At 71.8% G+C, this 25,705-nt stretch carries 20 protein-coding genes, 2 pseudogenes and 1 riboswitch; of the genes and pseudogenes, 15 read left to right on the top strand and 7 right to left on the bottom strand.

Annotated elements, in window-relative coordinates:
* Positions 1 to 69 precede the first annotated feature (69 nt).
* Positions 70 to 483 carry a VOC family protein gene (locus tag ACIBB8_RS30330; RefSeq protein WP_398957500.1) on the top strand — a complete coding sequence of 138 codons (414 nt, stop codon included), beginning with the start codon at positions 70 to 72 and terminating at the stop codon, positions 481 to 483.
* A gap of 83 nt (positions 484 to 566) precedes the next feature.
* Here ACIBB8_RS30330 and ACIBB8_RS30335 read toward each other — a convergent pair whose 3' ends face one another.
* The 3 genes from ACIBB8_RS30335 to ACIBB8_RS30345 all read right to left on the bottom strand — a co-directional run bounded on the left by ACIBB8_RS30335 (position 567) and on the right by ACIBB8_RS30345 (position 3,978).
* On the bottom strand, positions 567 to 1,877 hold the full coding sequence (locus tag ACIBB8_RS30335; protein WP_398957537.1) for a hypothetical protein: 1,311 nt from the start codon (positions 1,875 to 1,877) through the stop codon (positions 567 to 569).
* Positions 1,878 to 2,062: 185 nt separating this feature from the next.
* Positions 2,063 to 3,190 carry an alpha/beta hydrolase gene (locus ACIBB8_RS30340; RefSeq protein ID WP_398957502.1) on the bottom strand — a complete coding sequence of 376 codons (1,128 nt, stop codon included), beginning with the start codon at positions 3,188 to 3,190 and terminating at the stop codon, positions 2,063 to 2,065.
* Positions 3,191 to 3,264: 74 nt separating this feature from the next.
* Positions 3,265 to 3,978 carry a class II aldolase/adducin family protein gene (locus ACIBB8_RS30345; protein ID WP_398957504.1) on the bottom strand — a complete coding sequence of 238 codons (714 nt, stop codon included), beginning with the start codon at positions 3,976 to 3,978 and terminating at the stop codon, positions 3,265 to 3,267.
* A gap of 284 nt (positions 3,979 to 4,262) precedes the next feature.
* Here ACIBB8_RS30345 and ACIBB8_RS30350 point away from each other — a divergent pair, with 284 nt between their 5' ends.
* The 8 genes and pseudogenes from ACIBB8_RS30350 to cobC all read left to right on the top strand — a co-directional run bounded on the left by ACIBB8_RS30350 (position 4,263) and on the right by cobC (position 14,736).
* The gene (locus ACIBB8_RS30350; RefSeq protein WP_398957506.1) at positions 4,263 to 5,552 is read left to right on the top strand and encodes an anion permease; all 1,290 of its coding nucleotides are present in this window, start codon (positions 4,263 to 4,265) and stop codon (positions 5,550 to 5,552) included.
* A 12-nt stretch (positions 5,553 to 5,564) separates the two neighbouring features.
* Positions 5,565 to 5,798: a hypothetical protein gene (locus ACIBB8_RS30355; RefSeq protein ID WP_366693466.1), complete on the top strand. Its 234-nt coding sequence runs from the start codon at positions 5,565 to 5,567 to the stop codon at positions 5,796 to 5,798.
* 152 nt (positions 5,799 to 5,950) lie between these two features.
* Positions 5,951 to 6,082, top strand: a riboswitch (cobalamin riboswitch).
* A gap of 147 nt (positions 6,083 to 6,229) precedes the next feature.
* Positions 6,230 to 7,210 (top strand): cobalamin biosynthesis protein, encoded by a 981-nt coding sequence (locus ACIBB8_RS30360; RefSeq protein ID WP_398957508.1) that lies wholly within the window; start codon positions 6,230 to 6,232, stop codon positions 7,208 to 7,210.
* Positions 7,207 to 8,945 (top strand): annotated as a pseudogene (locus ACIBB8_RS30365) (cobyric acid synthase). The gene ACIBB8_RS30360 and the pseudogene ACIBB8_RS30365 overlap by 4 nt, the downstream one beginning before the upstream one ends.
* 18 nt (positions 8,946 to 8,963) lie before the next feature.
* A complete protein-coding gene (locus tag ACIBB8_RS30370; RefSeq protein WP_398957510.1) occupies positions 8,964 to 10,979 on the top strand; it encodes a putative cobaltochelatase in 2,016 nt (671 codons plus the stop codon).
* Positions 10,979 to 11,587 (top strand): cob(I)yrinic acid a,c-diamide adenosyltransferase, encoded by a 609-nt coding sequence (gene cobO / locus ACIBB8_RS30375; protein WP_398957512.1) that lies wholly within the window; start codon positions 10,979 to 10,981, stop codon positions 11,585 to 11,587. The genes ACIBB8_RS30370 and cobO overlap by 1 nt, the downstream gene beginning before the upstream one ends.
* On the top strand, positions 11,581 to 12,984 hold the full coding sequence (locus tag ACIBB8_RS30380; protein ID WP_398957514.1) for a cobyrinate a,c-diamide synthase: 1,404 nt from the start codon (positions 11,581 to 11,583) through the stop codon (positions 12,982 to 12,984). Before cobO ends, ACIBB8_RS30380 begins: the two co-directional genes overlap by 7 nt.
* 212 nt (positions 12,985 to 13,196) lie before the next feature.
* Positions 13,197 to 14,736 (top strand): annotated as a pseudogene (gene cobC, locus ACIBB8_RS30385) (Rv2231c family pyridoxal phosphate-dependent protein CobC).
* A gap of 85 nt (positions 14,737 to 14,821) precedes the next feature.
* Here cobC and ACIBB8_RS30390 read toward each other — a convergent pair.
* Together ACIBB8_RS30390 and ACIBB8_RS30395 are read right to left on the bottom strand one after the other, a co-directional pair.
* Entirely contained in the window at positions 14,822 to 15,778 is a 957-nt protein-coding gene (locus ACIBB8_RS30390; protein ID WP_398957517.1) for an SCO1860 family LAETG-anchored protein, read from the bottom strand.
* Between the two features lie 307 nt (positions 15,779 to 16,085).
* Positions 16,086 to 17,186: an amidohydrolase family protein gene (locus ACIBB8_RS30395; RefSeq protein ID WP_398957519.1), complete on the bottom strand. Its 1,101-nt coding sequence runs from the start codon at positions 17,184 to 17,186 to the stop codon at positions 16,086 to 16,088.
* Between the two features lie 103 nt (positions 17,187 to 17,289).
* On the opposite strand from ACIBB8_RS30395, the gene ACIBB8_RS30400 reads away from it, so the two are divergent.
* From ACIBB8_RS30400 to ACIBB8_RS30425, 6 genes are all read left to right on the top strand, one after another.
* The gene (locus ACIBB8_RS30400; protein ID WP_398957539.1) at positions 17,290 to 18,396 is read left to right on the top strand and encodes a pyridoxal-phosphate-dependent aminotransferase family protein; all 1,107 of its coding nucleotides are present in this window, start codon (positions 17,290 to 17,292) and stop codon (positions 18,394 to 18,396) included.
* A gap of 419 nt (positions 18,397 to 18,815) precedes the next feature.
* The gene (gene ectA, locus ACIBB8_RS30405) at positions 18,816 to 19,280 is read left to right on the top strand and encodes a diaminobutyrate acetyltransferase (protein WP_398957541.1); all 465 of its coding nucleotides are present in this window, start codon (positions 18,816 to 18,818) and stop codon (positions 19,278 to 19,280) included.
* Positions 19,281 to 19,333: 53 nt separating this feature from the next.
* Complete coding sequence (ectB, locus tag ACIBB8_RS30410; protein WP_398957521.1) at positions 19,334 to 20,659, top strand: diaminobutyrate--2-oxoglutarate transaminase; 1,326 nt, start codon at positions 19,334 to 19,336, stop codon at positions 20,657 to 20,659.
* Positions 20,660 to 20,712: 53 nt separating this feature from the next.
* Positions 20,713 to 21,111: an ectoine synthase gene (locus ACIBB8_RS30415; protein WP_358860876.1), complete on the top strand. Its 399-nt coding sequence runs from the start codon at positions 20,713 to 20,715 to the stop codon at positions 21,109 to 21,111.
* Between the two features lie 3 nt (positions 21,112 to 21,114).
* Complete coding sequence (gene thpD / locus ACIBB8_RS30420) at positions 21,115 to 22,008, top strand: ectoine hydroxylase (protein WP_398957523.1); 894 nt, start codon at positions 21,115 to 21,117, stop codon at positions 22,006 to 22,008.
* Positions 22,009 to 22,103: 95 nt separating this feature from the next.
* The gene (locus ACIBB8_RS30425; RefSeq protein WP_398957525.1) at positions 22,104 to 23,126 is read left to right on the top strand and encodes a VOC family protein; all 1,023 of its coding nucleotides are present in this window, start codon (positions 22,104 to 22,106) and stop codon (positions 23,124 to 23,126) included.
* Positions 23,127 to 23,381: 255 nt separating this feature from the next.
* Here ACIBB8_RS30425 and ACIBB8_RS30430 read toward each other — a convergent pair whose 3' ends face one another.
* The gene (locus ACIBB8_RS30430) at positions 23,382 to 24,446 is read right to left on the bottom strand and encodes an aminotransferase class V-fold PLP-dependent enzyme (protein ID WP_398957527.1); all 1,065 of its coding nucleotides are present in this window, start codon (positions 24,444 to 24,446) and stop codon (positions 23,382 to 23,384) included.
* An 83-nt stretch (positions 24,447 to 24,529) separates the two neighbouring features.
* Entirely contained in the window at positions 24,530 to 25,249 is a 720-nt protein-coding gene (locus ACIBB8_RS30435; RefSeq protein WP_398957529.1) for a DsbA family oxidoreductase, read from the bottom strand.
* Positions 25,250 to 25,705: the final 456 nt, after the last annotated feature.

Raw genomic sequence — 25,705 nt, forward strand, 5'->3', positions numbered from 1 at the left:
GGCCGCTGTCGGTGACCGCCGGAATACTGAGACGCAGATCACAATGGAGAGTGAAGAGAGGTGAGCGTCATGGCGGGCGCACGGGCCGGGATTCCGACGATCTATCCGACGATTCTGTACGACGACGCGAAGGCCGCGATCAGGACGCTGACGGAGGGGCTGGGGTTCACCGAGGAAGCGGTGTACGAGGGCGAGAACGGCATGGTGCTGCACGCGGAGCTGTCCTGCGGCAACGGCAGGGTGATGCTGGGCTCCAAGGGGCGCGGGGGGATCTTCGCCAAGGCGATGACGGATGCCGGACCGAGCGGGGTGTACGTCGTGGTGGACGAGGTCGATGCGCACCATGCGCGGGCCGTGGAGTACGGGGTGGAGATCCTGATGCCGCCCACGGATCAGGACTACGGGTCGCGCGACTACACGGCGCGTGACGCCGAGGGCAATGTGTGGAGCTTCGGGACGTACGCCCCGGGGTCCGCGGACTGACCGCGTCCGCGTCCCCGGGCGCTCCCCCTGATTCCTCGTGGGTGCCAGGCGTCGCCTGGCACGCGGGACTGCCGGAACACGCCCTACGCGCCGCCGGTGTGCACCTGGAAGGCGGCCCGGCGGACGGCCTTGGCCAGCGCGGGGTCCGGATGGGCGGCGGCCAGCGCCACCAGCACCTGGACGGTGCGCGGGTGGCCGACGGCCCGGACCTCGTCCAGCAGCGCCGGGACCGTGCCCTGGACTGCGGAGTCGAGATGACGGACCAGCAGCGCCGTCTCGCCGTGGTCGGCGACGGCCGCCGCGGTGTCGACCCAGAGCCAGGTGGCTTCCTCGCGGCTGAGGACCTCCTGGGCGTCCTCCGGGTCGGCTCCGTCGTACTCGGCCAGCCAGAGCAGCGCGTACGGGCGCAGCGATGGGTCGGTGACGACGGAGCGCACCACCGGCTCGGCGGGGGCTCCGACGACCCGGAGTGCCTCGAAGGCGAGTCCGCGCAGCAGCGCGTCCTCGCCACGGGCAACGGCGAGCAGTTCGGCGACGGCGCTGCCGACGGGACGGGCGGCCAGCCAGGCGCGGTATTCGGCGCGGGCCGGTCCGGGGGTGAGCCGGGCACAGCCGAGCAGCATGTCGGCGGCGGACTGCTCGATGTTCCCGGCCGGGCTCTGGGCCGCGACGCAGATCTGTTCCAGCTTGACCCAGACCGCCCAGTTGCCGAGCGGGGTGAGGGTGGCATGACCGGCGCCGAGCGTGAGTGCGCCGACGGCGGCCAGTCCCTCCAGTGCCCAGTCGAGGAGCAGCGCGACCAGGGCGGCGGGGTGCGCGGTGAGAGCGGGTCCCGCCGGTTCGACCGGCGCCTCCGCTCCGTACGGCACCTCGCAGCGCTCCTCATGGAGTTCGGCGACGCGCTGGCCGAGGAGATCGAGGAGGGCGGGCACGGTGACCGGGCCCGCCGAGAGCTGCAGGAGGGAGAGCACCTGGGGTACGGCCTCGACAGCTTCGGCGACCGCGGTGGACTCGATGCCCTCGGGCGCCGGGTGGACGAGCGACCAGGCATCGAAGAGCGCCACCCAGCCACGGAGCACGGCGGAGTCGTCGCGGTCCCAGGCGCGCAGCCGCCAGCCGGGGCGCGCCGTCTCGCCGTGGAGTTCGACGAGGCCGGCCAGGCGGGCCCGGTCCCAGCCGGAGCGGACCTGCGCCGGGGACAATTCCAGTGCGGTCGCAGCCCGTTCGAGAGCGTGGGCGGCGAGCGGGGCCGTGCCGGGGCTCGCGCCGTCGGCGGCCCAGCGGGCGATCCGTACGGCGTCGGCGAGCGCGGCCCTGGCCTGGTGGGCCAGTTCGGCACGGGGCGGGGTGCCCTCGGGCGGGCGGGGGACCGGCCTGGTGCGCCGGGTGGTCACGGCCTTGCGGGCGGTGGCAAGGGGTCGCGGGCGGACAAGTCGCAGCCTGGAGTCGCGCGGGGTACGGGACGTCACGGGGAGCAGTCTTGCCCCTGACGGCCCGAAAGCCCAAACGGAACCCGGATTCGCGGCGGAGGAGGGCTGCGGGCCCGGACGGCACCAACCGGCCGATCCCTCGCATCAGCTCACATCAGGGGCGTGAGGAAGCGCCGCAGAGCCTCTTCGTAGCGGGCCGGATCGGCATTCCACATCGCCGCATGCGGAGCCTGCGGTACGGGATGCAGGGCGACCAGGTCGGGACGGCGCTCGGCGAGCTCCCGGCTCGGCTGCCAGGGGGCCAGGGTGTCGGCGGGGCCATGGAAGATCAGTGTCGGGGCGTGCAGGGCCTGCGGGAGGGAGGCGTCGAGGAGCCGGGAGCCGCGCAGACCGGTCTGGCCCTGGGCGGCGCGCAGGGCGAGCGGCAGCAGCGGGGGCGGAACGCCGCGGGCGATGGCCAGGGCGCGCAGGGTGGTGGCCCAGTCGAGCACCGGGGAGTCCAGGACGAGGCCGCAGATCCGCGTGCGGAGCGCGGAGTTGACGGCCGCGTGCAGGGCCATGGAGGCGCCGGTGGACCAGCCGTGCAGGACGACCTTCTCGGCGCCGTACCGCACGGCGAAGCGGACGGCCGCGTCCAGGTCGCGCCATTCGGACTCACCGAGGTGAGCGAGTCCGTCCGGGGAGCGCGGGGCTCCGGGGTCGCCGCGGTAGGCCAGGCCGAGGACCGGCAGCCGCAGCCCGTACAGGAACTCCATGATGTTCATGGGGTGTTCGCGGGTGGCGCCGAGGCCGTGCACGGTGATGACCCAGGTGTCCCGGGGGCCGGGCACGAACCAGGCGGGCAGGATGCCGAGCTCACCGGGGATCTCGACGTCCTCGTGGTCGAGGCCGAGGGCCGTGCCGGGGTCGCCGCTGTACAGCGCGGGGGTGATCCGGACCTCGGCGCCGGGTTCCAGGCTGCCGTCGTTGACACGTTCCAGTCTGCGTACGACGGCGTCGGGGGCGTGCGGCGCCTGCTCGACCACCGGGCCGACGACGGCCTGGACGCCGTCGCCCACCAGCCCGTACGTACCGGGCCGGAGCGCGGCGAAGGAGCGGGTCAGTGTGACCTGCCCGGCCGCCGTGGCGTGCACGGTGAGCCTCCGGTCGGCGGGGAGCGGACGTCCGGACGGCACCCTCAGGGCGGCGCCGCTGGCGTACCGGCCGGCCACGACCGCTGCCGCGCCGACGCCGAGGAGGGTGGTGACGGCTGCTGCCGCCGCTGTTGCCGGGCGCACTGCTTCAGTGTCGGGGGGTGTGCCGCGCCCTGCCAGTGGACAGGGGCCGTCCGATGGCTCGCCAAGGCTCCCGGTCAGCCGGGTTGTCCGTACCCCTTCAGGGCGTCCTGCACGTCGCGCAGCTGAGCGAGGGAGAGCAGGGACGGGGTGTGGCCGGGTACGGAGCTCGCGGTGAGCCAGAGCCGGCACATCCATTCCAGCTGGGCGGTGCGGTCGTAGGCCTGGTCGAGGGTGGATCCGTAGGTGACGGTTCCGTGGTTGCGGAGCAGACAGCCCGTGCGGTCACGCAAGGCGGCCAGCATGTGCTCGGCCAGCTCCTGCGTTCCGTAGCGCGCGTAGGCCGCGGTACGAACAGGACCGCCGAGCATGGCGGCGGCGTAGTGCACCAGCGGGACCTCGGGGACGAGGGTGGAGACGGCCGTGGCGTGCACGGCGTGGGTGTGCACGACGGCGGCGGCGTCGGTGTTGCGGTAGACCGCCAGGTGGAGCGGGAGTTCGCTGGTCGGGGCGAGGGCGCCGAGCACCTGGTTGCCGTGGAGGTCGACGGCCACGGTGTCGCCGGGGCCCAGCCGGTCGTACGGCACACCGCTCGGGGTGACCAGGACGAGGTCGCCGACCCGCGCCGACACATTGCCCGAGGTGCCGACCACCAGGCCCTCCGCAGCGGTCCTGCGGGCGGTGGCGACGACACCGTTCCAGGCCTGCTCGATCGCGTCGCGTGCGTCGTTCGCATCGCGCCCGTTGTGCCCGTTATGCCCGCTGTGCGCGTCCTCGTGATGCTCAGTCATAGGGGAATCCTGTCAGCGGGTCCGGCACGGCAGGAGACGTCGGGTGATCCACATCTCTTTTCGGAGGTTTCCGGGCACCCGGATCAGAGGGCGTGAAGCGAGGCGGGAGGGGCGAAACCCGGCCACGACAGGCGCTGCACCCCCGCATCGACTGTCGGTGACCCGACAAAAAGAGTGACTCAACTCCGCTTGGAGTCACCACAGAGCCCCGCTCAGTTCATCTTCCGTTCACCCAGGTTGCCTACGTTCCACGTGCCAATGACGTCGAACGATTGCCTGGGTAAATGGAACACATCACGCTGCTCCTCGCGATTGTGATCGTGACAGCTCTAGTGTTCGATTTCACGAACGGTTTCCATGACACCGCGAACGCGATGGCGACCACCATCTCGACCGGTGCCCTCAAACCCAAGACAGCGGTGGCCATGTCCGCCGCTCTCAACCTCGTCGGCGCCTTCCTGTCGGTGGAAGTCGCCAAAACGATCTCCGGCGGGATCATCAACGAGGACGGACTGCGGACAGAAGTCATCTTCGCGGCCCTCGTCGGCGCCATTCTGTGGAATCTGCTCACCTGGCTGGTCGGCCTGCCGTCCAGCTCGTCCCACGCACTCTTCGGCGGTCTGATCGGCGCCGCGGTGATGTCGGCGGGCTGGTCCTCGGTCAACGGCGGAACCGTCGTCACCAAGGTGCTGCTTCCCGCGGTCGCCGCCCCGGTCGTCGCGGGTGTCGCCGCGCTGCTGGCGACCAGGCTGACGTACCGGATCGGCGGCGGGAACCGCAACGAGGCCCAGGAGAAGGCAACTGCCAAGGGCTACCGGGCCGGCCAGATCGCCTCGGCCGGACTGGTCTCGCTCGCCCACGGCACCAACGACGCGCAGAAGACCATGGGCGTCATCACCCTGGCCCTGGTCACCGGTGGCGTCCTGTCCCCCGGCTCGAACCCGCCGGTCTGGGTCATCGTCTCCGCCGGTCTGGCCATCGCGCTCGGCACCTACCTGGGCGGCTGGCGCATCATCCGCACCATGGGCAGCGGCCTCACCGAGCTCAAGCCGCCGCAGGGCTTCGCCGCCCAGACCAGCGCGGCCACGGTCATCCTGGCCTCCTCGCACCTCGGCTTCTCCCTCTCCACCACCCAGTCCTGCTCCGGCGCCGTGATGGGTGCGGGTCTGGGCCGCCAGGGCGGCGTGGTCCGGTGGTCCACCGCGACCCGGATGTTCGCCGCCTGGGGTCTGACCCTGCCGGCCGCGGGTCTGGTCGGCGCGGGCGCGGAGTTCCTCACCAAGCAGGGCACCTGGGGTGTCGTCGCCGTCGCCGTCCTGCTCGTCGCGGGCTCCGGAGCGATCTGGCTGCTGTCCCGGCGCAAGCCGGTCGGGCACGGCGATGTCGCGCCCACCGGTGAGGTCGCCGAACCGGCGGGTGTCATCACCACCGCCATCGCGGCCGTCACCCCGCCGCCGCCCGCCGGAGCGGCCGCGGTCGCCACGGCAGTGGACACGACCACGGACCTCAAGACCACCATCCCGGCCCAGCCCGGAACCGTCGCCGCCGATCCGGCGCGGCCCGCCACGGTGTAAGGACAGATCACCATGAACATCGACTGGGCAGCTCTCGGCACCGTCTTCGGCGTCTCGCTCGTCGTCACCGTCGCGCTGGTGGGCCTCTTCACCCTGGGCATCGTCGGCCTCTCCAAGCAGCCGGAACCGGCCGCGCAGGGCGGCTCCACCGGAGGCTCCCTGGTGCTCGCCCGCGCGGGCGCGTACCTCTGCTTCGGGCTCTGTGCGGCCTCGGTCGCGTACGGGATCTATCTGATCGTCGCCTGAGCCCCTTTCCGCACTCCGCCATCGGGCCGGACACACCTCACGTGTGTCCTGCCCGATGTGCGTCTGCGCACACTGCACCACCGCAGGTCAACGCCAGGTTGACGGGCGTTCGCGGAGCGTGGTGGACTGCCGGAGCCATTTACGGCGACAGCAGAGGAAGCCGGTGTGAATCCGGCGCGGTCCCGCCACTGTCACCGGGGAGCAGTCCCCCACACCGGAAGTCACGGCCCGCGCATGCGGGCTGGAAGGCCGGGGGAACTGCGGATCCGGGAGCCAGGAGACTCTCGCCGCCGGTCACGTCGAACCAGGGCGCGGACCCTGAGTGAGGACATATCGCCATGCCCGGCTGCCGTGCGTCCGCCGTTTCTGTGCCGCTCTCACCAGGAGCCGGCTGTACCGAGGTCCTTCGAGGCAGCGCGGCCGGCTGAGCCGTGCGAGCCGACCGCATCTTCGCGTACGGCGCCGCCGCCGGCCTGATCGGCGATCTGCTGCTCGGTGATCCCCGCCGGGGGCATCCGGTCGCCGCCTTCGGGCGGGCCGCGGCGGGCCTCGAACGGCGTCTGTGGCGCGACCACCGCGGGTGGGGCGCCCTGCACACCCTGGTCTGCGCCGGAGGCGCTGCGGGTGGAGCCGCGCTCGCCGCCCGTGCCGTACGCCGTCATCCCGCCGCCTCCGTCGCGCTGACCGCGGCCGCCACCTGGTCCGTCGTCGGCGGCACCTCGCTGGGTCGCGAGGCGCGCGCCATCGGCGGCGCGCTCGCCGCCGGTGACATCGAGCTGGCCCGGGAGCGCCTCCCCCATCTGTGCGGGCGCGACCCGCACTCCCTCGACGGGCCGCAGATCGCGCGCGCCGTGGTGGAGTCCGTGGCCGAGAACACCTCGGACGCGGTGGTGGGTGCCCTCGTGTGGGGCGCGCTGGGTGGCGTGCCCGGACTCGTCGCCTTCCGCGCCGTCAACACCCTCGACGCGATGGTCGGGCACAAGTCGCCCCGCCATGTGCGCTACGGCTGGGCCTCGGCCCGCCTGGACGACGTCGCGGGCTGGCCCGGCGCCAGGCTCACCGCAGCGCTCGCCGTGGTTGCCGGGGGGCAGCCACGTCGAGCGCTGCGGGCCTGGCGGGCGGACGCGGGCAGGCATCCGAGCCCCAACGCGGGTCCGGTGGAGGCCTCGTTCGCGGGGGCACTCGGCGTACGGCTCGGCGGGACCCTCGCGTACGGCGGGCGTGTCGAGCACCGGCCGGTACTGAACGGCGCGACCGGCCGTGCGGTGCAGACCGGGGACATCGAGCGCGCGGTGCGGCTGTCGCGCCGCGTGGGGGTACTGGCCCTCGGCGTGTGCGCGGCGGGCCGGCTGATCGCGGGACGCTGGTCGCCCTCGGGGCGGCGTGCGGCCGCGGGACGGAGCGGGAAATGAGCGGCGGGCTGCTGGTCGCCGGAACCACGTCGGACGCGGGCAAGAGCGTCGTCACGGCAGGCATCTGCCGGTGGCTGGTGCGCCAGGGTGTGAAGGTCGCGCCGTTCAAGGCGCAGAACATGTCGCTGAACTCGTTCGTCACCCGCGAGGGCGCGGAGATCGGACGCGCGCAGGCGATGCAGGCGCAGGCCGCCCGGGTGGAACCGACCGCGCTGATGAACCCGGTGCTGCTCAAGCCCGGCGGCGACCGGTCCAGTCAGGTCGTCCTGATGGGCAGGCCGGTGGGCGAGATGAGCGCACGCGGTTACCACGGGGGGCGACAGGAATCGCTGTTCGGCACGGTCGTGGACTGTCTGGAGCAGCTTCGGGGCACCTATGACGCCGTGATCTGCGAGGGGGCGGGCAGCCCGGCCGAGATCAATCTGCGGCGCACCGACATCGTGAACATGGGGATCGCGCGGGCTGCGGGGTTCCCCGTCGTCGTCGTCGGTGACATCGACCGCGGTGGCGTCTTCGCCTCGTTCTTCGGCACGACGGCGCTGCTCAGCGCCGAGGATCAGGCTCTGATCGCCGGCTATCTGGTCAACAAGTTCCGCGGCGACGTGTCGCTCCTGGAGCCGGGTCTCGACATGCTGCACGGGCTGACCGGGCGGCGGACGTACGGAGTGCTGCCGTTCGCCCACGGCCTGGGCATCGACGAGGAGGACGGGCTACGGGTCTCGCTCCGCGGGGCCGTACGCGAGTCGGTCGTCGCTCCGCCGCACGGCGAGGACGTGCTGCGGGTCGCGGTGTGCGCCGTGCCGCTGATGTCCAACTTCACCGATGTGGACGCGCTGGCCGCCGAGCCGGGTGTCGTGGTGCGGTTCGTGGACCGGGCGGAGGAGCTGGCCGACGCGGATCTGGTGATCGTGCCGGGCACGCGCGGGACGGTGAAGGCGCTGGCCTGGCTGCGGGAATGGGGGCTGGCCGACGCGTTGCTGCGACGGGCGGCGCAGGGGCGTCCGGTGCTCGGCATCTGTGGCGGGTTCCAGGTGCTCGCGGAGCAGATCGAGGACGAGGTGGAGTCGCGGGCGGGGCGGGTCGACGGGCTCGGACTGCTGCCGGTGCGGATCCGGTTCGACCGTGAGAAGACCCTCGCCCGGCCGGTCGGTACGGCGCTCGGGGAGCCGGTGGAGGGGTACGAGATCCACCACGGGGTCGCCGATGTGCGGGGCGGCGAGCCGTTCCTGGACGGGTGCCGGGTCGGCGCGGTGTGGGGGACGCACTGGCACGGGTCGCTGGAGAGCGATGCGTTCCGGCGGCGGTTCCTGGGGGAGGTCGCGCGAACGGCGGGACGGCGGTTCGTGGCCGCACCCGACACGAGTTTCGGGGCGTTGCGGGAGGAACAGCTGGACCGGCTGGGGGATCTGATCGAGGAGCACGCGGATACGGGGGCGTTGATGCGGTTGATCGAGGCGGGGGTACCGGAGGGACTGCCCTTTGTGGGCCCCGGGGCGCCGGAGGTGCCGGCGGCCCGTGGGGCCGGGGAGACCGGAGGGTGGGCGTGAGGGGGACGCCCTCCGCGGACTCTGTTCCCCGGCCCGCACCTTCCCGTGACCGGACCTCCGCCCCGGGCCCCGGTCCTCAGGTGCCGGACGGGCTGAGCCGTCGCCCAAAAGCGCTGGACAGCGGGCCGGGCGGACTGGGTGGCGGGCCGGAACGGGTCACCGGTTCTTGGATGGATTTGGATGGATGACGTCGTCAAGGAGGCTTTGTGAGTACCCCGTATCCCTTTACTGCCATCGTCGGCCAGGACGATCTGCGGCTCGGACTGTTGCTGAACGCCGTATCGCCCGCCGTCGGTGGTGTGCTCGTGCGTGGGGAGAAGGGGACCGCCAAGTCCACCGCCGTGCGGGCGCTCGCCGCGCTCATGCCCGAAGTCGATGTCGTCTCCGGATGCCGGTTCTCGTGTGACCCGGTGTCGCCCGATCCGGCGTGTCCCGATGGGCCCCACGAGGCCGGAGGCGGCGTGTCGCGGGCGGCGCGGACCGTGGAACTGCCGGTGGGCGCCTCCGAGGACCGGCTCGTCGGGGCGCTCGACATCGAGCGGGCACTCACCGACGGGGTCAAGGCGTTCGAGCCGGGGCTCCTCGCCGACGCGCATCGCGGAATCCTGTACGTCGACGAGGTCAACCTGCTCCATGACCACCTGGTGGATCTGCTGCTGGACGCGGCTGCCATGGGTGCCTCGTACGTGGAACGCGAAGGCGTCTCCGTACGGCATGCCGCGCGGTTCCTGCTCGTCGGAACGATGAACCCCGAAGAGGGCGAGCTGCGGCCGCAGTTGCTCGACCGGTTCGGGCTGACCGTCGAGGTCGCCGCGTCACGCGACACCGATCAGCGGGTCGAGGTCGTCCGGCGGCGGCTCGCGTACGACGACGATCCGGCCGGGTTCGCCGCCCGGTGGGCCGAGGAGGAAGGGGAGTTGCGGGAGCGGATCGCCGCCGCGCGGGCGCTCCTTCCCCACGTGGTGCTCGGGGACCGTGCGTTGCGGCAGATCGCCGCCACCTGTGCGGCCTTCGAGGTCGACGGGATGCGCGCCGACATCGTGATGGCCCGCACCGCGACCGCGCTGGCCGCGTGGGCGGGACGTACCGACGTGCTCGCCGAGGACGTCCGGCAGGCCGCCCTGCTGGCGCTCCCCCACCGACGCCGCCGCAATCCGTTCGACGCGCCCGGTCTCGACGAGGACAAGCTCGACGACACGCTGGAGCAGAACAGCGGTGAAGGCGACGGGAGCGGGGACGACCCCGGTCCGGACGGGCCGGGTGGAGGTGGGCAGCCCCCGCGGGGGGATGGGCCCGACACGCCGCCGCAGCCCGAGGCGGGGAACGGCGACACGCCCGGACTGCCCTCGCAGGGGCGGCCGGCCGACGGCGGCGAGCAGCAGCCCGTACGTGCTGCCGAGCCGTTCCGCACGAAGATGCTGAGCGTGCCGGGGCTCGGCGAGGGCGCGGCGGGGCGGCGGTCCCGGGCGCGTACCGAACACGGGCGTACGACCGGGGCGCGGCGGCCCGAGGGGGCCCTGACCAGACTGCACCTCGCCGCGACCGTGCAGGCTGCCGCCCCGTACCAGCGTGCGCGCGGACGGTCGGGCCGGGGGTTGGTGGTGCGACGGGATGATCTGCGGCAGGCGACCAGGGAGGGACGCGAGGGGAACCTCGTTCTCTTCGTCGTGGACGCGTCCGGGTCGATGGCCGCCCGGCAGCGGATGGGCGCCGTGAAGGGTGCGGTGCTTTCGCTGCTGCTGGACGCGTACCAGCGGCGGGACAAGGTCGGTCTGATCACCTTCCGCGGCAGGGGCGCCGACGTGGCACTGCCGCCGACCTCGTCCGTGGACGCGGCCGCCGCGCGGCTGGAGACGCTGCCGACCGGTGGGCGCACCCCCCTCGCGGCCGGACTGCTGAAGGCCCATGACGTCCTGCGGGTGGAGCGGCTGCGCGATCCGTCGCGGCGGCCGCTGCTGGTTGTGGTGACGGACGGACGGGCGACCGGAGGCCCGGAGCCGGTGGCCCTGGCGGCGCGGGCCGCGCGGCTGCACGAGGCCGAGGGCACGGCGTCCGTCGTCGTGGACTGCGAGTCGGGGGTCGTGCGGCTCGGGCTGGCCGGCTCCCTGGCCCGCGATCTCGGGGGCACTGCCGTCACGCTCGACGAGCTCCGGGCCGACTCGATCGCCGGGCTCGTCAGGGATGTTCAGGGAACCAACGGATCCAACAGGAGGGCCGCCTAATGCCGCAGGGACAGCCGACCACCGTGCCGGACGACGGGCTGACGACGCGTCAGCGCCGCAACCGTCCGCTGCTCTTCGTCCATACCGGTATCGGCAAGGGCAAGTCGACGGCTGCGTTCGGGCTCGCGCTGCGCGCCTGGAACCAGGGCTGGCCGATCGGGGTGTTCCAGTTCGTCAAGTCGGCGAAGTGGAAGGTCGGGGAGGAGAACGCGCTGAAGGTCCTCGGCGCGAGCGGTGAGGGCGGCACGGTCGCCTGGCACAAGATGGGCGAGGGCTGGTCGTGGGTCCAGCGCGGCCTGCACGGTGACAACGCGGACAACGAGGAGAAGGCCCGCGAGGGCTGGGAACAGGTCAAGCGCGACCTGGCCGCCGAGACGTACAAGCTGTACGTCCTCGACGAGTTCGCGTACCCGATGCACTGGGGGTGGATCGACACCGACGAGGTGGTCGAGGTGATGCGCGACCGTCCGGGGACGCAGCACGTGGTGATCACCGGGCGCAACGCCCCGCAGAAGCTCGTCGAGGCCGCCGACCTGGTGACGGACATGTCCAAGGTGAAGCACCCGATGGACGTCGGCCAGAAGGGCCAGAGGGGCATCGAGTGGTGACCATTCCGCGACTGGTGATTGCCGCGCCGGCCTCCGGCAGCGGCAAGACCACCGTGGCGACGGGACTGATGGCGGCCTTCGCGGAGCGCGGCCTCGCCGTGTCGCCGCACAAGGTCGGGCCCGACTACATCGACCCCGGCTATCACTCGCTGGCCACCGGGCGGGCGGGGCGCAACCTCGACGCGTACATGTGCGGGCCGGAGCTGGTCGCTCCGTTGTTCGCGCACGGGGCGCGTGGGTGCGACCTGGCGATCGTCGAGGGGGTGATGGGGCTGTACGACGGGGCCTCCGGAGAGGGCGAGCTGGCGTCGACCGCCCATGTCGCTAAGCTGCTGCAGGCACCGGTGGTGCTGGTCGTGGACGCGTCGTCGCAGTCGCGGTCGGTCGCCGCGCTGGTGCACGGCTTCGCCTCGTGGGATCCCGAGGTACGGATCAGCGGGGTGATCCTCAACAAGGTCGGCTCGGACCGGCACGAGATGCTGCTGCGGGAGGCGCTGGACGAGTCCGGCGTGCCGGTGATGGGGGTGCTGCGGCGGGCCGAGCAGGTGGCCACGCCCTCGCGCCATCTGGGGCTGGTGCCGGTGGCCGAGCGGCGGGGCGACGCGGTGGCCGCCGTCGCGGCGATGGGGGCGCAAGTACGGAGCGGGTGTGACCTGGATGCGCTGATGGCGTTGGCGCGGTCGGCACCGCGGACGCCTGCCGCGTCGGGGGCGTGGGAGCCGGTGGAGGCCGTGCGGCAGTCGGGCGCAGCCAGGGACGCCGACGGCGAGGGTGGCCCGGGCGGGCCGCGTCGTGGCCGGCCCGTCGTCGCCGTGGCCGGAGGGCCCGCCTTCACGTTCTCCTACGCCGAGCACAGCGAGCTCCTCGCCGCCGCCGGGGCCGACGTCGTGACGTTCGATCCGTTGCGGGACGAAGCGCTGCCCGAGGGCACGCGTGGGCTCGTCATCGGTGGAGGGTTCCCGGAGGTGTACGCCCCCGAGCTGTCGGCCAACGAACCGCTCCGCAAGGCCGTTGCCGGTCTCGCCGCCGCCGGGGCCCCCCTTGCCGCCGAGTGTGCCGGGCTGCTCTATCTCTCGCGTTCGCTCGACGGACTGCCGATGTGCGGGGTGCTCGACGCCGACGGCCGGATGTCGAAGCGGCTGACACTCGGCTACCGGGAGGCCGTGGCACTCACCGACAGTCCGCTGGCCGCGGTCGGCACACGGCTGCGTGGGCACGAGTTCCACCGCACGGTGCTGGAGCCGGGCGCCGGCGCTTCTCCCGCCTGGGGGATGCATCTGCCGGAGCGGCGCGTGGAGGGCTTCGTGCAGCAGGGCGTCCACGCCAGCTATCTGCACACGCACTGGGCCTCGGCGCCGGGCGTCGCGCGGCGGTTCGTCGACAGGTCCGCGGTGTGACCCACCCCATGGTTCTGCCAGGGCGCGTTTCGAAAGTCCCGCCTGCCTGGCGGCGTCTGGCACGCACGCTCGCTGCGTTGTCGGGCTCGCCCCGATACGACCGGTACCGGGGCGACCCTCCGCCTTGCGATCGCACGCACTGGACGCCGCTCCTTTCGGAACACGCCCTGGTCGTCGGGGTCGGCGCGGGCCGTGGTGCCCCGGCCGGTGAGGTGCTGGAGCTCATCTCGTCCGTACTGCACGAGGCGGGGCTGTCGCCCCGCGGCGTCGTGGAGTTGGCGACGCTCGACACGAAGACCGAGGAGCCGGGGATCGTCAGAGCGGCGGCGCGGCTGGGCGTTCCCGTGCGCGGGTACAGCGCGGAGGAACTCTCCGCAGTTGCCGTACCGAATCCGTCGGGCGCCGTGCTCGCCGCGGTCGGTTCGGCGTCGGTCGCGGAGGCGGCGGCTCTCGTCCACGCCGACGAACTCCTCGTACCGAAGCGGAAGTCGAACCCCGCGGGGCGGGTGGGGAAGGTGACCTGTGCGGTGGCCCGGCGGGCTTCGCAGGCGCATCCGGATCCGACCGTTGCGTCGAGTGCGGTGCCGGGCACATAGTCGTCCTGCTGTCGCTCCATCCCCATCGCCATGAACCCGCCCCCCACACCCTCTGGAAGTCATGCACACTCCCACTGAGAGACCCGATGTCAACCGCGCGGACGGACAGCACGATCTGCGGCACCACGGTGACGCGGAGGTCCGCGGCCTGGATCTGACCGACCTCGCCGTCAACGTACGTACCGATACGCCCCCGGCCTGGCTGAAGGAGCGAATATCCGCGTCCCTCTCCACGCTCGCCGCCTACCCGGACGGGGGCCGCGCGCGGGCCGCGGTTGCGGCACGGCACGGGCTGCCGGTGGACCGGGTCCTGCTGACGGCGGGTGCGGCGGAGGCGTTCGTGCTGATCGCGCGGGCGCTGCCGGCCCGGCGGCCGGTCGTCGTGCATCCCCAGTTCACCGAGCCCGAGGCGGCGTTGCGCGCGGTCGGGCACACGGTGGGGCGGGTGCTGCTGCGCGCGGAGGACGGTTTCCGACTGGATCCGGCGGCCGTGCCCGAGGAGGCGGATCTGGTGGTGGTCGGCAATCCGACCAACCCGACGTCGGTCCTGCACCCGACGGCCGCACTGGAGAAACTGGCGCGCCCCGGGCGGACGTTGGTGGTCGACGAGGCGTTCATGGACGCGGTGCCGGGCGAGCGCGAGGCGCTGTGCGGGCGTACGGACGTCCCGGGCCTCGTCGTGCTGCGCAGCCTCACCAAGACATGGGGGCTGGCGGGGCTGCGGATCGGTTATGTGCTGGCTTCCCCGGAAACCATCGGCGCGCTCCAGGAGGCGCAGCCGCTGTGGCCGGTGTCGTCCCCCGCGCTGGCGGCGGCCGAGGCGTGCATGGAGCCGCGGGCGCTGGTGGAGGCGGCCGCCGCGGCGGACCGTATCGCGGTGGACCGGGCCCATCTGATCGCCGGGCTCATGGAGTTCGCCGAAGTGCGGGTGGCGGAGCCTGCCGCAGGGCCGTTCGTACTGGTGCGGCTGGAGCGGGCGGCGGAGGTGCGGGAGCGACTGCGGGCGCTGGGCTTCGCGGCGCGGCGCGGCGATACGTTCCCGGGGCTCGGTCCGCAGTGGCTGCGGCTGGCCGTGCGCGACCGCGTGACGACCAACCGTTTTCTGCAGGCGCTCGATCAGGCGCTCCAGGTGCTCGCCTCCCCCAGGAACCGCTGACGGGGAGCGGCGCTCACCCCTGTGTGAACGCCGCTCCCCATCCCCCCTGATTTCCCCCTGTCCCGCCCCTCGGGCCGGGTCGGTGTCAGTCCTGGGCGCGCCTGCGTGCCACGACCGTCGCGCCCGCACCCAGCGCCAGCAGGAACGCCGCTCCGCCCGCGAGGTACGGCGTCGCGGAGCTGCCACCGGTCTCCGCGAGGTTCGTGCCGACCGCTGCCGGGGCGTGGCCGGTCCCGGTCTGCGGCTTCACCTCGCCGCCGGTGCTGCCACCGCTGTTGCCTCCGCCGGAGTCGCCCCCCGCGGGCTCGGTGGGCTTGGCGCTGAGAGCGGCCGCCTTCGGGGTCTCACAGGTCGCCTCGGCGAGCGTGACCTCGCCCTCGACCTCGGCGACATTGAGCTTGCGCGGGTTGACCGACACCTTCAGCTGCAGCGCGGTCGCCGCGGCAGTACGTGACGTGGTCTGCGTCTTCGACAGGTCGAGAACGACCTCGCCGACGCCGGGCACCGCCACCCGTGTCGTGCCGCCCGCCGTCAGCGTGATCTTCCGGCCGAGGACCGTGACATGACCCAGCACATTCGATTCGGCAACGGGCTTGTGACCCACTTCGCAGACAGCCTTGGAGGTGACCTTCTCGACCTCGATGAGCGAGAGCAGCGGCAGTCCGGGCACATGGACGCGGGCCTTCGCCAGGTTGCTGTAGCCCTCGGCCCTGTGCTTGTCGACGGTCGCGTCCGCCGTGGCCACGTCGGCACGCAGCACGTCGACCGGGCGGCCTTGCGACACGCCGTCGAGCCGCACGCTGAGTGCGGTCTCCTCGGCGCTCGCCGGTGCGTGCACCTCGTTGAGCGTGGCCTTCAGCGGCACGTCGACCGTCTTGTTCAGGAGTGAGACGTCGAGTGCGGTGCGGAGCACGACCGCGCTCGCCTTCCCGCCGCCGGTGGTCGTGGTGGACCCGGTGGCGTGCGCCGGGGCGGCAACCAGCAGGGCGACGGGCGCGGCGGCAACCGCCAGTGCGGCGAGGCGGAAGGTGTTGCTGTTCAAGATGGTGGAACCCCCACAAGAGACATGGAGCCACCGGCGCCGTCCAATGGGGGACATCGCGGGCACCGGTGGCCTCGACTCCGTGAATCTTTTCGTACAGAGAGTGAACTGGCGGTTGCCTAAGGCGAGTTCACCCCAAAGGGGGTTTCCGTGTCTGTATTCGAATACCTCGGCGCATGCGCCCCTCGGTGTCACCCGATCCGCCGAGCGTGTGCGAGGTGCCGGCCGACTGCGCCGGGATGTGCGCTGAGGTGCTTCAACGAGCGCGAGCCCCGTCCGGTCACTGGCTGTCAACGCGGCGCCGGCATCAGCAGATCACACGGCCGTTCAGCACCACATGGCGCGGCGCCGCCAGCACCCGTACATCCACCCGCGGGTCCGCCTCGTACACCACCAGATCCGCCGGGGCGCCCTCCTCCAGACCCGGCCGCCCGAGCCAGGCGCGCGCACCCCAGGCCGTCGCCGAGAGTGCCTCGCGGGGCGGGATGCCCGCCGTGACCAGTTCGTCGACCTCCGCCGCCACCAGGCCATGGGCCAGCGAGCCGCCCGCGTCGGTGCCGACGAAGACCGGCACGCCCGCGTCGTACGCCGCACGCACGGTGTCGTAGCGACGCTCGTACAGCCGCCGCATATGCGCCGACCAGCGCGGGAACTTGGCTTCGCCGCCGGCCGCGAGGTCCGGGAACGTGGCGATGTTGACCAGCGTCGGGACGATCGCGACACCGCGCTCGGCGAAGAGCGGGATGGTGTCCTCGGTCAGCCCCGTCGCATGCTCGATGCAGTCGATCCCGGCCTCGACGAGATCGACGAGGGCTGCCTCGGCGAAGCAGTGCGCGGTGACCCGGGCGCCGAGCCGGTGCGCCTCGGCGATGGCCGCCTCGACCTCGCCGCGCGGCCAGCAGGCGGCCAGGTCACCGGCGTCCCGGTCGATCCAGTCGCCGACCAGCTTGACCCAGCCGTCGCCGCGCCGCGCCTCCTGCGCGACGTATGCGACGAGGTCGCCGGGCTCGATCTCATGGGCGTAGTTCCGGGTGTACCTGCGGGTCCTGGCGATATGGCGTCCGGCCCGAACGATCTTGGGAAGGTCCTCACGGTCGTCGATCCACCGGGTGTCGGAGGGCGATCCGGCATCCCTGATGAGCAGCGTGCCGGCCTCCCGGTCGGTGAGCGCCTGCTTCTCGCTCGTGGCGGCGTCGACCGGGCCGTGGCGATCGAGCCCCACATGGCAGTGGGCGTCCACGAGGCCCGGCAGCACCCAGCCGGCGACAGTCTCCGCCGCGTCCGCGCCGGGCGGCCGCTCGTACGAGATCCGCCCGTCGACGGCCCACAGTTCGTCCCGTACGTCGTCGGGACCGACGAGTACCCGCCCCTTCACATGCAGCACCGGCTTCACCGTGTGATCTCTCATGGCAGCACTGTACGAGGCGGCCGATGGCGGCCTCGGTACTCTCGACGGAAGCGCTGTTCGTACGCCGAACCGCAGGCCGATCCGATCCGAAGAGAGCACCACCGTGACGCACCCCTTCCTCGACCTCGCCCCGCTCACCGCCGCACACTTCGCCGCCATCGAGCGGCGGGTGGCCGGCCTCCTCGCCACCGAGCAGGACGTCGTCATCATGCAGGGCGAGGCACTGCTTCCCCTCGAAGGCTGCATCCGGGGCGGCGCCCGGCCCGGTTCGACCGCACTGAACGTGGTCACGGGGCCGTACGGGCAGACCTTCGGGAACTGGCTGCGCGACTGCGGTGCCAATGTCATCGATCTGGCGGTTCCGTTCCACACGGCGGTCACCGCCGACCAGGTCGCGCAGGCGCTCGCCGCGCACCCGGAGATCGACTTCGTCTCGCTGGTCCACGCGGAGGCGGCGACCGGCAACACCAACCCGGTCGCGGAGATCGGTGAGGTCGTCCGGGCGCACGGGGCGCTGTTCATGCTGGACGCCGTCGCCTCGGTGGGCGCCGAGCCGCTGCTGCCGGACCTGTGGGGCGTCGACCTGTGCGTGATCGGCGCGCAGAAGGCGATGGGCGGCCCGGCCGGGGTATCGGCGGTGTCGGTGAGCGAGCGCGCCTGGGAGCGGATCGCCGCCAACCCCGAGGCCCCCCGTCACTCGTACCTCTCGCTCCTGGACTGGAAGCAGCGCTGGATCGACGGCGGCCGCAAGGCGCTCCTGCATGCCCCCGCGCAGCTGGAGATGCTGGCCCTGGAGGCGTGCGTGGAGCGGATCGAGACGGAGGGGCTGGAGGCGCTGACGGCACGGCACGCGGCGGCCGCCGCGGCGACGCGGGCGGGCGCGGTGGCGCTCAGCGGTGGCCTGGCGCCTTACGTGCACGAGGCGCGGGACGCGGCGCCGGTCGCCACGACGCTGCGCGCCCCGGCGGGGATCGACGCCGCCGGGCTGGTCACCAAGGCACTCGCGGCCGACCCGTCGCTGCCGCTGATCGCGGGCGGCGGGGCGCTGTCCAAGGAGATGATCCGGGTCAATCACTACGGTGCGGACGCGACGCGGGGCGCGGTGCAGTCCTCGCTCGCAGCTCTGGGGGCGGCGCTGGCCGACGCGGGCCGGCCGGTCGACTTCGAAGCTGCCCGCAGGGCCGTCTCGGAGGCCTGGCCGAACGAATAAATTCCGGAGGGGTTCGCCATTCGATCCGGCGGCGGACCGCCACGAATTCACCAACGCGGGGAGCTGTTCCATTCAGGGCAGCTCCCCGCATCCTTTTGCCCGCTTTCCCGGACCCTAAACTCTCAAGTTTCAGCAGCGTCGATCCGCACAATTCAGCCACACCTCCGCGGAGTTACGACGCTGTGACCGACTCCACATCCGGGGAAGATTTGCCGGATAAGTGACGGATATATCAGCAGAAACCTTCACCGTTTCACGCCCGGGCGCGCGCCCGCGCGATAACACAAAGGACTGTTTCACCCAACCCTTCGCGTCGAGGAAATTTCAGAATTTGCTGGGTAAATTCAATTCGCATGACCGCCGCACCAGCAGATTTTGCACGTGCCCGAAGCGAATTCCTCACCATCGACACCCCGCGAGTGGAGGACGGAGCCGCGATCTGGCGTATCGCCCGCGACTCCGAGGTCCTGGACCTCAACTCCTCGTACAGCTACCTGCTGTGGTGCCGTGACTTCGCGGCGACCTCCGTGGTCGCCCGCGACGAGACCGGCGAACCGGTCGCCTTCGTGACGGGATACATCCGGCCCGACCACCCCGAGACGCTCGTTGTCTGGCAGGTGGCCGTCGAACCCGGCCACCGCGGGACCGGGCTGGCCGCCAAACTGCTGGACTCGCTGACCGCGCGGGTCGCCGCAGTGCAGGGCCTGGCCTCCGTCGAGACCACCGTCACCCCGGACAACACCGCGTCCGACCGGCTGTTCACCTCCTACGCACTCCGCCATGACGTGGGCCTGGAACGCGAAGTGCTGTTCGACGGCGGGCTGTTCCCCGAGGGGTCGCACCTGTCGGAAGTGCTCTACCGCATCGGTCCGTTCCATGCCTGAGCGCGACGAAGACCGCACCGCCGCCCTCCCACCCCTCGAGCAGGAGATCCCTTGTGACCATCACCCCGCCCTCCCGCCCGTCTCCCGCCGCCACCCTCGGCCGAGCGGCCTACGGCCGCGCTGCTGACACTCCCAGCGTCTTCGAGACCCTGGAGTCGGAGGTACGGAGCTACTGCCGCGGCTGGCCCGCCGTGTTCGACCGTGCGCAGGGCTCCCGGCTGACCGATGAGGACGGCCACACGTACCTCGACTTCTTCGCCGGTGCTGGATCCCTCAACTACGGCCACAACAACCCGGTACTGAAGCGCGCGTTGATCGACTACATCGAGCGCGACGGCATCACCCACGGCCTCGACATGGCGACCACCGCGAAACGCTCCTTCCTGGAGACCTTCCGACACGTGGTGCTGCGCCCGCGCGACCTTCCGTACAAGGTGATGTTCCCCGGCCCGACCGGCACCAACGCGGTCGAGGCCGCGCTGAAGCTGGCCCGCAAGGTGAAGGGACGCGAGTCGGTCGTCTCGTTCACCAACGCCTTCCACGGCATGTCGCTCGGCTCCCTCGCCGTCACCGGCAACGCCTTCAAGCGGGCTGGTGCCGGTATCCCGCTGGTGCACGGCACGCCGATGCCGTTCGACAACTATCTCGACGGCCGGGTCCCGGACTTCCTCTGGTTCGAGCGGCTCCTCGAGGACCAGGGATCGGGTCTCAACCAGCCCGCCGCCGTGATCGTCGAGACGGTGCAGGGCGAGGGCGGCATCAATGTGGCGCGACCCGAGTGGCTGCGGGCGCTGGCCGATCTGTGCCACCGCCACGACATGCTGCTGATCGTCGACGACATCCAGATGGGCTGCGGCCGTACGGGCGCGTTCTTCTCGTTCGAGGAGTCCGGCATCACCCCGGACATCGTCACCTTGTCGAAGTCCATCAGCGGTTACGGACTGCCCATGTCGCTCTGCCTGTTCCGCCCCGAGCTGGACGTCTGGGAACCGGGCGAGCACAACGGCACCTTCCGCGGCAACAATCCCGCCTTCGTCACCGCCGCCGCCGCTCTCGACGCCTACTGGGCGGACGGCCAGATAGAAAAGCAGACCCTGGCCCGCGGCGAACAGATCGAGCAGGCACTGGCGGCGATCTGCGACGAAGAAGCCCTGCTCGGCGCCCGGTTCCGCGGCCGCGGCCTGGTCTGGGGACTGGAGTTCGCTGACGCTTCGCGCGCCGACGCGGTCTGCGCCCGCGCCTTCGAACTGGGGCTGCTGGTGGAGACCTCCGGACCGCAGAGCGAGGTCGTGAAGCTGCTGCCGGCCCTGACCATCACCCCCGAGGAGCTGGACGAGGGACTGCGCACGCTGGTCCGCTGCGTCCACGAGACCGACTGACACCCCGGCGCAGAGACACAGAAGAGAAAAGAAGAGAAAGGCACCGACTCACCGTGATCGTCCGATCGTTGAGTGACATCGAGAACACCGACCGGCATGTGAAGGCAGCCTCCGGCACCTGGGAGAGCAAGCGCATCGTGCTCGCCAAGGAGAAGGTGGGCTTCTCGCTCCACGAAACCGTGCTGTACGCGGGCACGGAGACGTCGATGTGGTACGCGAACCACATCGAGGCTGTGTTGTGCACCGAGGGCGAGGCCGAGCTCACCAACGACGAGACCGGCGAGAAGCACTGGATCTCCCCCGGCACGATGTACCTGCTGAACGGGCACGAGCACCACACGCTGCGCCCGAAGACCGACTTCCGCTGCGTCTGCGTCTTCAACCCTCCCGTCACCGGACGGGAGGACCACGACGAGAACGGCGTCTATCCCCTGCTGACCGAGGAGGGCTGAACGATGACCACCGATGTACGCGCCGATCTGTATCCCACCCGGAGCTCGGCCGAGCTGATCACTCCCCGCCAGGACCCGGTCATCTGGTCGGCTCCCGGCGCCCCGGGCCCGGTCGCCGTGAAGGACCTGCAGGGCTTCGAGCGTGATGGCTTCCTCACCGTCGACCAGCTGATCACGCCCGACGAGGTCGCCGCCTACCGGGCCGAGCTCGACCGGCTGATCGGCGATCCCGCGGTCCGGGCCGACGAACGCTCGGTCATCGAGCCCACGTCGCAGGACGTCCGATCGGTCTTCGATGTCCACCGGATCAGCGAGGTCTTCGCCCGGCTGGTCAGCGACGAGCGGGTGGTGGGCCGGGCCCGCCAGATCCTCGGTTCGGACGTGTACGTCCACCAGTCGCGGATCAACGTCAAGCCGGGCTTCGGCGCTTCGGGGTTCTACTGGCACTCGGACTTCGAGACCTGGCACGCCGAGGACGGTCTACCGCGCATGCGGGCGGTGTCCGTGTCGATCGCGCTGACCGAGAACCACGACACCAACGGCGGGCTGATGATCATGCCCGGTTCGCACAAGTCGTTCCTCGGATGCGCGGGGAGGACACCGAAGGACAACTACAAGAAGTCGCTGAGGATGCAGGAGGCCGGCACCCCGTCCGACGAGGCGCTGACCAGGATGGCCGACCGGTACGGCATCCGGCTCTTCACGGGCCCGGCCGGTTCGGCGACCTGGTTCGACTGCAACTGCATGCACGGCTCGGGGGACAACATCACCCCGTACCCGCGCAGCAATGTCTTCATCGTCTTCAACAGTGTCGAGAACGCGGCCGAGGAACCGTTCGCGGCGCCGGCCAGGCGCCCGGAGTTCATCGGGTCACGGGACTTCTCGCCGGTGGGATGAGGCGGTGGCACGGTGGGCGGGGACGGCTCAGGCGGTCCCCGCCCACCGGCACAATCGGGTGGACCCGGCGGTCCGACAGCAACGAGAGTGAGACCATGACTTCACTCGTACGACACGTCACCATCGACTGCGCCGACGCCTACAGGCTCGGCAGTTTCTGGGCCGAGGTGCTCGGTGCGCAGCTGTCCGACGAGGACCGGCCCGGTGATCCCGAGGCACTCGTCGAGACCCCTGGCGCCGCACTGCTGTTCATTTCGGTACCCGAGCCCAAGGCCGGCAAGAACCGCGTCCACCTGGACATCCAGCCGCAGGACCGTACCCGTGACGAAGAGGTCGAGCGGCTGCTCGCCCTCGGCGCCACGCTCGTCGGCGACCACCGCAAGCCGAACGGCCGGGGCTGGGCGACGCTCGCCGACCCCGAGGGCAATGAGTTCTGCGTGGAGTGCAGCGCCGCGGAAAAGGCCACGCTGACCGCAACCCGGCTGCCGGTCACCGCGGACGACGTGACCACCGCGGTCCATCTCTCGCTCGCCGCGCTCCGGGAGGTTCCGGAGGACCACTGGCGGGCACCCGCCGGAACGCTGGAATGGGACTCCTGGGAGACCGTGGAGCACCTGAACGACGATCTCTTCGCGTACGCCGCCCAGTTGGGCCCCAAGAAGCCGCCGCTGGACCGCGAGGTGCCGTACCGCTGGGGAGCCGACCGCAAGGGCGGTCCGGCCAACGCGATCTTCGCCGACCCCGATGCCGGTGCGGTCGGTCTGCTGCAGACCCTGGAGGCGAGCGGGGCACTGCTGGCGGCGATGGTACGGACCACCCTGGCGGATGTCCGCTCATACCACGCGTACGGGATCTCGGACCCGGAGGGCTTCGCCGCGATGGGAATCGTGGAGACCCTGGTGCATACGCACGATGTCGTTCGGGGCCTGGACATCTCCTGGGCACCGCCCGCCGATCTGTGCGACCGCGTACTGGCCCGGCTGTTCCCGGACGCCCCGGACGACGCCGACCGGTGGACCGTCCTGCTCTGGTCCACCGGCCGCGCCGAGCTGCCCGGGCGTGAGCGCGTCAGCTCGTGGAAGTGGCGGAGCGCGCCGCTGGACACGCCTGCTTCCTGACGGCCTCCCGCACGGATCAGGGGCGCACACCCCAGCCGACACCGACGGGAGAACCGGCTCGCTGCCGGGAGCAACGTCGCGTTGCAGTCGAACAGTGTCTTGTTCTCCCCTACGTTGCCGGACGCCCGGATCCGCCGGATCCCATCCGCTGCCGCTGACAACGGTCGACAACTCGCCTGCGGCGCTTGCGTCCCGGCCGGAGCCGACCACGATCCGGCAGCCGTGGGACCGGATCAGCGCCGCGGGCCGGGACAGTCAGTCCGCCAGCACCTCCAGCGCGTGGTCCACATCGGCCTGCGTGTTGTAGAGGTGGAACGCCGCCCGCAGATTCCCGGCCCGGTCCGAGACCGTGATCCCGGCCCGCGCCAGCGCGGGCTCCCGGCTGCCGAGCCCCGGCACGGCGACGATCGCGGTCCGGCCGGGCACCGGCTCGTGACCGATCCCAGCCAGTCCGGTACGGAACCGGGCGGCGAGCGCGGTGTTGTGGGCGTGCACGGCATCGATGCCGATCTCGGCCAGCAACGCGAGAGAGTGCTCGGCCCCGTGGTAGGCGAGGAAGGCGGGCGCCGCGTCGAAGCGGCGCGCGGTGCCGGCGAGCCGCTCGACCGGACCGTAGACGCTGCCCCAGCGGTCCTCGGCGGCCATCATGCCCGCGTAGAGAGGCCGCAGGGTCTCCTGCGCCTCCTCGGTGACCGTGAGGAACGACGTACCGCGCGGGCAGAGCAGGAACTTGAAGCCGCCGGTGACGGTGTAGTCGTACGCCCCGGCGTCCAGCGGCAGCCAGCCCGCGGACTGGGTGGCGTCGAGCAGCACCCGGGCTCCGTGCGCGGCGGCCGCCGCCCGGACCGCGTCGAGGTCGGCGAGGCGGCCGTCGGCGGACTGTACGGAGGAGAGGGCGACCAGCGAGGTCGTGGGCCGTACCGCCTCGGCCATGCCGTCCAGCGGGACGTACCGCATCCGCAGATCCCCGCGGGCCGCGAACGGGCCGACTGCCGAGCTGAACTCCCCCTCGGGAACGAGCACTTCGGCACCTTGCGCCAGCGAGGCCGCGATCAGCCCGACATGCACGGCGACCGAGCTGCCGATGGCGACCCGGTCGGGGCCGACGCCGACGAGCCCGGCGAACCGGGCCCTCGCCCGGTCCACCACTTCGAAGCTTCCCCCGCCGGGGACGGCGCCCGCGGCGTTCTCGTCGACGAGGGCCTTCACCCCCCCCTCGACGGTGCGGCGGGGCAGCAGCCCACAGGTCGCGGTGTTGAGATACGTGGATTTGGGCGCAAACTCGGCGTCTACCGTCTGGGTGAACGAGGAGATCTCCATGCGTCCACCCTGGATTCCCCTCAACTCATCGTCAACTGCGAAAAGTTAAGGGGAATCCCCAAGCGGTGCTTATGTGCGCGGCGTCAGCCCTGGGCGCCGGACTGCGGGACCTCGCACGCCCCGTCGGCGTCACAGGCCGCCGCGTCCGAGCCGATCGCGGTCAGCGGACGGTCCTTCCACGCCTGCTCCAGCGCCTGCGCGAAGACCTCGGCAGGCTGGCCGCCGGAGATCCCGTACCGCCGGTCGAGCACGAAGAACGGCACGGCGTTGGCGCCCAGCTCGGACGCCTCCTGCTCATCGGCCCGCACCTCGGCCGCGTACGCCTCCGGGTCGGCGAGCACGGCACGCGCCTCGTCGGCGTCGAGTCCGGCCTGGGCGGCCAGCTCGACCAGCACCTCGGCGTCGAAGACGGACCGCTCCTCGGCGAAGTTCGCCCGGTAGGCAATCGTCAGCAGCTCGTCCTGGCGGCCGCGGGCCTTGGCGAGGTGGAGCAGCCGGTGGATGTCGAAGGTGTTGCCGTGGTCACGTCCCTCGGTCAGATAGCCGAGCCCCTCGGACTGCGCGTTGGCCGCGACGTTCGCCTCCATGGCCTGCGCTTCCTCACGTGTACGCCCGTACTTCTGCGCCAACATGTCGATCACCTGCACGGTATCGCCCTTGGCCCGGCCGGGGTCGAGCTCAAAGGACCGGTGCACGACCTCGACCTCGTCGCGATGGGCGAACCCCGCCAGGCCCTTCTCGAACCTGGCCTTGCCGATGTAGCACCAGGGGCAGGCGATGTCGCTCCAGATCTCGACGCGCATGACTCTTCTTCTCTCCAGGATGTCGGGGCGGACCGCGGGCACGCGGCAGCGCGGAGGCACCCTCCGCACCCCTGGTGAACGCGCGCACGGCCCCGGTCATTCCCGCGTCGCCGCGCGGAGCGATGTCTCCCGGGTCCGGGGCGGGGGGTTCCGTCCTCAAGCGCCGGACAGGCTTGGGATGCGCTGCCCGGCAACGGGGCGGGCCCGCGTCCACCCCACCCCGGGTCCGGGGTGACCGGTTCCGTCCTCAATCGCCGGACAGGCTTGAGTGTGCTGCCCAGCAACGGGGCGGGCCCTCGTCCACCCCACCCCGGGTCCGGGGTGACCGGTTCCGTCCTCAATCGCCGGACGGGCTTGGGAGGCGCTGCCCGGCAACGGGGGTGCCGCCGCGTTGTCCGGTGGTGGGGTGGGTGGGGCCCTTCCGGGGCGTCTCCTCGGGACTGGCGCGGAAGCCGG

The organism is Streptomyces sp. NPDC051286 (assembly GCF_044455345.1).
Classification (GTDB): domain Bacteria; phylum Actinomycetota; class Actinomycetes; order Streptomycetales; family Streptomycetaceae; genus Streptomyces.